This window comes from Ilyobacter sp. (genome assembly GCF_041583315.1).
In the GTDB taxonomy this organism is placed as follows: domain Bacteria; phylum Fusobacteriota; class Fusobacteriia; order Fusobacteriales; family Fusobacteriaceae; genus Ilyobacter.
This window is the reverse complement of record NZ_JBFHGC010000181.1, coordinates 1-4,939: the sequence shown is the minus strand read 5'-3', so window position 1 is coordinate 4,939 and position 4,939 is coordinate 1. Positions and strand designations below refer to the sequence as shown.

General features: G+C 40.4%; 2 protein-coding genes and 1 riboswitch. Both genes read left to right on the top strand.

The window, feature by feature from the left end; genetic code table 11:
- Positions 1-228: 228 nt before the first annotated feature.
- Positions 229-1,893 (top strand): formate--tetrahydrofolate ligase, encoded by a 1,665-nt coding sequence (locus ABZA26_RS07570; RefSeq protein ID WP_372713915.1) that lies wholly within the window; start codon positions 229-231, stop codon positions 1,891-1,893.
- A riboswitch (purine riboswitch) is annotated at positions 1,879-1,976 on the top strand. (Overlaps the previous gene by 15 nt.)
- Positions 1,977-2,155: 179 nt before the next feature.
- Positions 2,156-4,939 (top strand): phosphoribosylformylglycinamidine synthase (locus ABZA26_RS07565; RefSeq protein WP_372713914.1); only part of this gene is annotated, 2,784 nt, incomplete at its 3' end.

The following is a 4,939-nucleotide window of genomic DNA, read 5'->3' as shown; positions in this document are numbered from 1 at the left end:
GGTTTGCACCGTGCTGGTATCATTTTTTTCACTTCTGGGCAATTATATAGGCCAACTGAAAAACAAGTGGTATGGGATAAGTGTGGACTTTAATAATATTTTTAATAGAAGGCCTAAGTACGCATTAATGTTATCTTAATGTGGACTTAGGTTTTTTAAATACAAAAATTGTCAATTTAGGGAGTTTAAAATAGATTATACAGAAAAAAAATTGGAGGGTTTTAGCAGATGAAAAGTGATATTCAAATTGCTCAAGAAGCCAAGTTATTAAAAATCAGTGAAGTTGCAAAAACAATCGGCCTCAGTGAAGACGATTACGAACAGTATGGAAAATACAAGGCTAAGGTAGATCCTGGTCTTTTGAAAAAATTGGGAAACAAACCAGACGGTAAACTGATACTGGTAACAGCTATCACTCCTACTCCTGCCGGAGAGGGGAAATCAACTGTTTCAGTAGGACTTACACAGGCTTTAAACAGGCTAGGTAAAAAATCCATAGCCGCTCTTAGAGAACCATCTCTAGGACCTGTATTCGGAATAAAAGGCGGAGCCACAGGAGGAGGACACTCTCAGGTTATACCTATGGAGGACATCAACCTTCACTTTACCGGAGATATACATGCTATAGGGGTGGCACACAACCTCATCTCTGCATGTATCGACAACCACTTGAAATTTGGAAACACTCTCAATATAGATATCACAAAGATAACATGGAAAAGAGTCATGGATATGAACGATAGAGCAGTAAGGAATATCGTCATCGGACTGGGAGGAACTGCAAACGGAATCCCTAGAGAGGATTCTTTCCAGATCACTGTGGCTTCTGAGATAATGGCTGCCATGTGTCTGGCTGAATCCATAGCTGACCTAAAGGAAAAGATCGGAGAGATGGTCTTTGCATATAGCACTTCTGGAGCTCCTCTGAAAGTAAAAGATCTAAACGTCCAGGGAGCTGTAGCCGCTCTTATGAAAGAAGCTATAAAACCTAACCTTGTTCAGACACTTGAGAATACTCCTGTGTTCATACACGGAGGACCTTTTGCAAATATAGCCCATGGGTGCAACTCACTACTTGCTACAAAGCTGGCTCTCAAACTTTCTGATTATACAGTAACAGAAGCAGGTTTTGCAGCAGACCTGGGAGCAGAAAAATTCTTGGACATCAAATGCAGAAAAGGGGGACTGACTCCAAACTGCGTAGTCATCGTCGCCACTGTAAGAGCCCTAAAACACCACGGCGGAGCAAAAGATCTTTCAGTTCAGGATTTAGACTCTCTTCAGAGAGGACTTGAAAATCTTGAAAAACATATAGAAAACATGAAAAAATTCAAGCTTCCGGTTGTTGTAGCCATGAACAGATTTATTACAGATACAGAAAGCGAGTTTGACCTTATAAGAAAAGTCTGCTCAGATCATAATGTACCTGTAGCTGACTGTGACGTATGGGCAAATGGCGGTGCCGGAGGAGAAGAGCTGGCAAAACTCGTTATGGGAGAAATCGAAAAAGGCGTGGATAACTACACTCCTCTATATTCTCTGGAGAGTTCACCAGAAGAAAAAATAACAACAATCGCAAAGGAGATATACGGTGCTGACGGTGTTGTCTTCTCTCCAAAAGCAAAGAAAACAATAAAGACAATCATAGAAAACGGATACGGAGAACTTCCTATCTGTATATCCAAAACTCAGAAGTCCATCTCTGACAACCCGGCTCTCCTCGGAAGACCGGAAAACTTTACAGTTAATGTGAATGAAATAAGACTATCAGCCGGTGCAGGATTTATAGTGGCCATGGCAGGAAATATCATTGATATGCCTGGGCTGCCTAAAAAGCCTTCAGCTGAACTTATAGATATAGATGAAAACGGAAAAATAACAGGACTATTTTAAATCACTCGTATAATCCCGTAATATGGTCGGGAGTTTCTACTGGTCACCGATAATGGCCTTCTATGAGTGAAAGTTTATGAGGTTAAAAGCCTCTTCTGGGTTTATATTACCCAGGTACTTTCACTCTGAAAAGTACCTGGGTTTTTTGTATATATTATTTTAAAACAGGTATTTTATAAAAATCGAGTATCTTATTTAAGTAGGAATATGGCCACACTGAAGTGTGAATGTTACAAAAAATAAAGGGTTTTAGGGGGAAATAATGAATTACCGTATCTATGTTGAAAAGAAAGACGGATTTGATGTAGAGGCTAAGGGTCTTCTAAGTGAGCTTAAAGAAGGATTTAAGCTTGAAAAACTCCAGAAGGTAAGAATTTTAAACAGCTATGACATATTCGGAATTACCAAAGATGAGCTGGAAAAAGCCAAAAAAATGATATTTTCAGAGGTTGTAATGGATAAGGTTTACGACACTTTAGACCTCAAAGATGAAAAATATATTGCGGCTGAATTTTTACCAGGGCAGTTTGATCAGAGAGCAGATTCGGCTATGCAATGCTTGAATCTTGTATCGGAAAAAAATCAGAATGTAGAAGTTACCAGTGGGAAAATCATAATTTTCCAGGGTGAGATAACTGACGAAGAACTTGAAAAAGTAAAAAGCTTCTATATAAACCCTGTAGAGATGAGAGAAAAAAACCTTTCAAAACTTAATATTGAGTCTGTGGAAAAACCTTCGGAAGTTCCTTTCATAGACGGATTCACTGATTTCACAGAAAAAGAGATGGAAGCTTTCAGATCAAAAGAGGGATTTGCCATGACTCTGGAAGACATGATGTTTGTACAGAATTACTTTAACCACACTGAGAAAAGAGACCCAAGCGAGACTGAGATAAAAGTACTAGACACTTACTGGTCTGATCATTGCAGACATACTACGTTTGAGACAAGAATAAGAGAGATTGTTTTTCCCAAGGGAAGATTTCACAAGGTTCTTCAGGATACCTTTGATCAGTATCTAGAAAGCAGAGAGTTTGTCCACGGAGAAAGAATAGACAAAAAACATATTTCCCTTATGGACATGGCCACTATATCAGGTAAAGAACTGAGAAAATCAGGAAAACTAGACGACCTTGAGGTTTCAGAAGAGATCAATGCCTGCTCGGTGTATGTAGACGTAGATGTAGACGGAATCACTGAAAAATGGCTTCTTATGTTTAAAAATGAAACTCACAACCATCCAACTGAAATAGAGCCATTCGGAGGAGCATCCACCTGTCTGGGTGGTGCCATAAGAGACCCTCTTTCAGGAAGATCTTACGTATACCAGGCAATAAGGGTGACTGGATCGGCAGACCCTCTGGAAAAACTGGAAGATACAATGCCAGGAAAACTTCCTCAGAAAAAAATAACTAAGGGAGCTGCCCACGGGTACTCTGCTTACGGAAATCAGATAGGTCTTACTACAGGTCATGTCGCTGAGATATATCACCCTGGATACAAGGCGAAAAGAATGGAAGTAGGTGCAGTAGTAGGTGCTGTCCCTGCTGACTGGGTAAGAAGAGAATCATCTGAACCTGGAGACATAATAGTTCTCTTAGGTGGTAAAACAGGAAGAGACGGATGCGGTGGAGCTACTGGTTCTTCTAAGGAACATACTGACGACTCCCTGGCTACATGCGGAGCAGAGGTACAGAAGGGAAATGCCCCTGAAGAGAGAAAAATCCAAAAATTATTCAGAAATCCTGAAGTAACAAAGCTTATAAAAAAATGTAATGACTTTGGTGCAGGAGGGGTTTCGGTAGCTATAGGTGAACTGGCTGACGGGCTAGAGATAGACCTGGATGTAGTACCTGTAAAATACGAAGGACTAAACGGAACAGAACTGGCAATCTCTGAATCACAAGAGAGAATGGCCGTTGTTATAGAGGCTAAAGACAGAGAAAAATTTATAGAACTGGCTGATAAAGAAAACCTCCTTGCTACAGTGGTGGCAACGGTAACTGACAGAAACAGGCTTGAAATTTTCTGGAGAGGAAACAAGATAGTGGATATCTCCAGAGATTTCCTGGATACAAACGGAGTTACCCAGGAAAACAACGTAGAGCTAGAGGCACCTTCTGAATCTTCCCCACTTGAGCAAGAGCTCTTTTCAGAGAAGGAAGGAAAAGAAAGATGGCTTAAGATGCTCTCATCACTTAATGTCTCTTCACAAAAAGGACTTATGGAGATGTTTGATTCATCTATAGGGGCGTCTACAGTTCTTATGCCTTTCGGAGGAAAGTACCAGATGACTCCTACTGATCTCAGTGTTCAGAAGTTCCCACTTTTAAAAGGTGAGACAGACACGGCTTCAGCTATATCATGGGGATATGACCCTTCGGTATCATCATGGTCTCCTTTCCACGGCGGAGCCTATGCAGTAGTAGAATCTCTTGCAAAAATAGTGGCTGCAGGAGGAGAATGGTCTAAGATAAGACTTTCATTCCAGGAATATTTCCAGAAGCTTGGAAAAGATCCTGTAAACTGGGGAAAACCTTTTTCAGCACTGCTAGGTACTCTCTTTGCACAAAAGCAGTTTGAGATAGCGGCAATAGGAGGAAAAGATTCCATGAGCGGAACCTTTAACGAACTCCATGTGCCCCCTACACTTATCTCCTTTGCTGTATCCCCAGTAAAAGCCAGTGAAGTAATATCCCCTGAGTTTAAAAAAGCCGGGAACAAGATATACCTTGTAAAGCACAACATGACGGCAGACCTTATGCCAAACGTAAAAGAACTTAAATCAAACTTTAATTATATGTATGAAAATATAAAATCCGGGAAAATAATATCAGCAATGACACTGAAAAAAGGCGGAGTTGCAGAAGCTCTTGCGAAGATGAGTTTCGGAAACAGAATCGGAGTAAGCATCGAAAATCTTGATGAGAATCTATTTAAACTTGGTTATGGTTCATTTGTCGTAGAAGCTTCTGAAGAATTATCAGGAAAAAATATAGTCTTCCTGGGAAATACTACAGAGGAAGAAAAAATAGTAGCCGGAGAT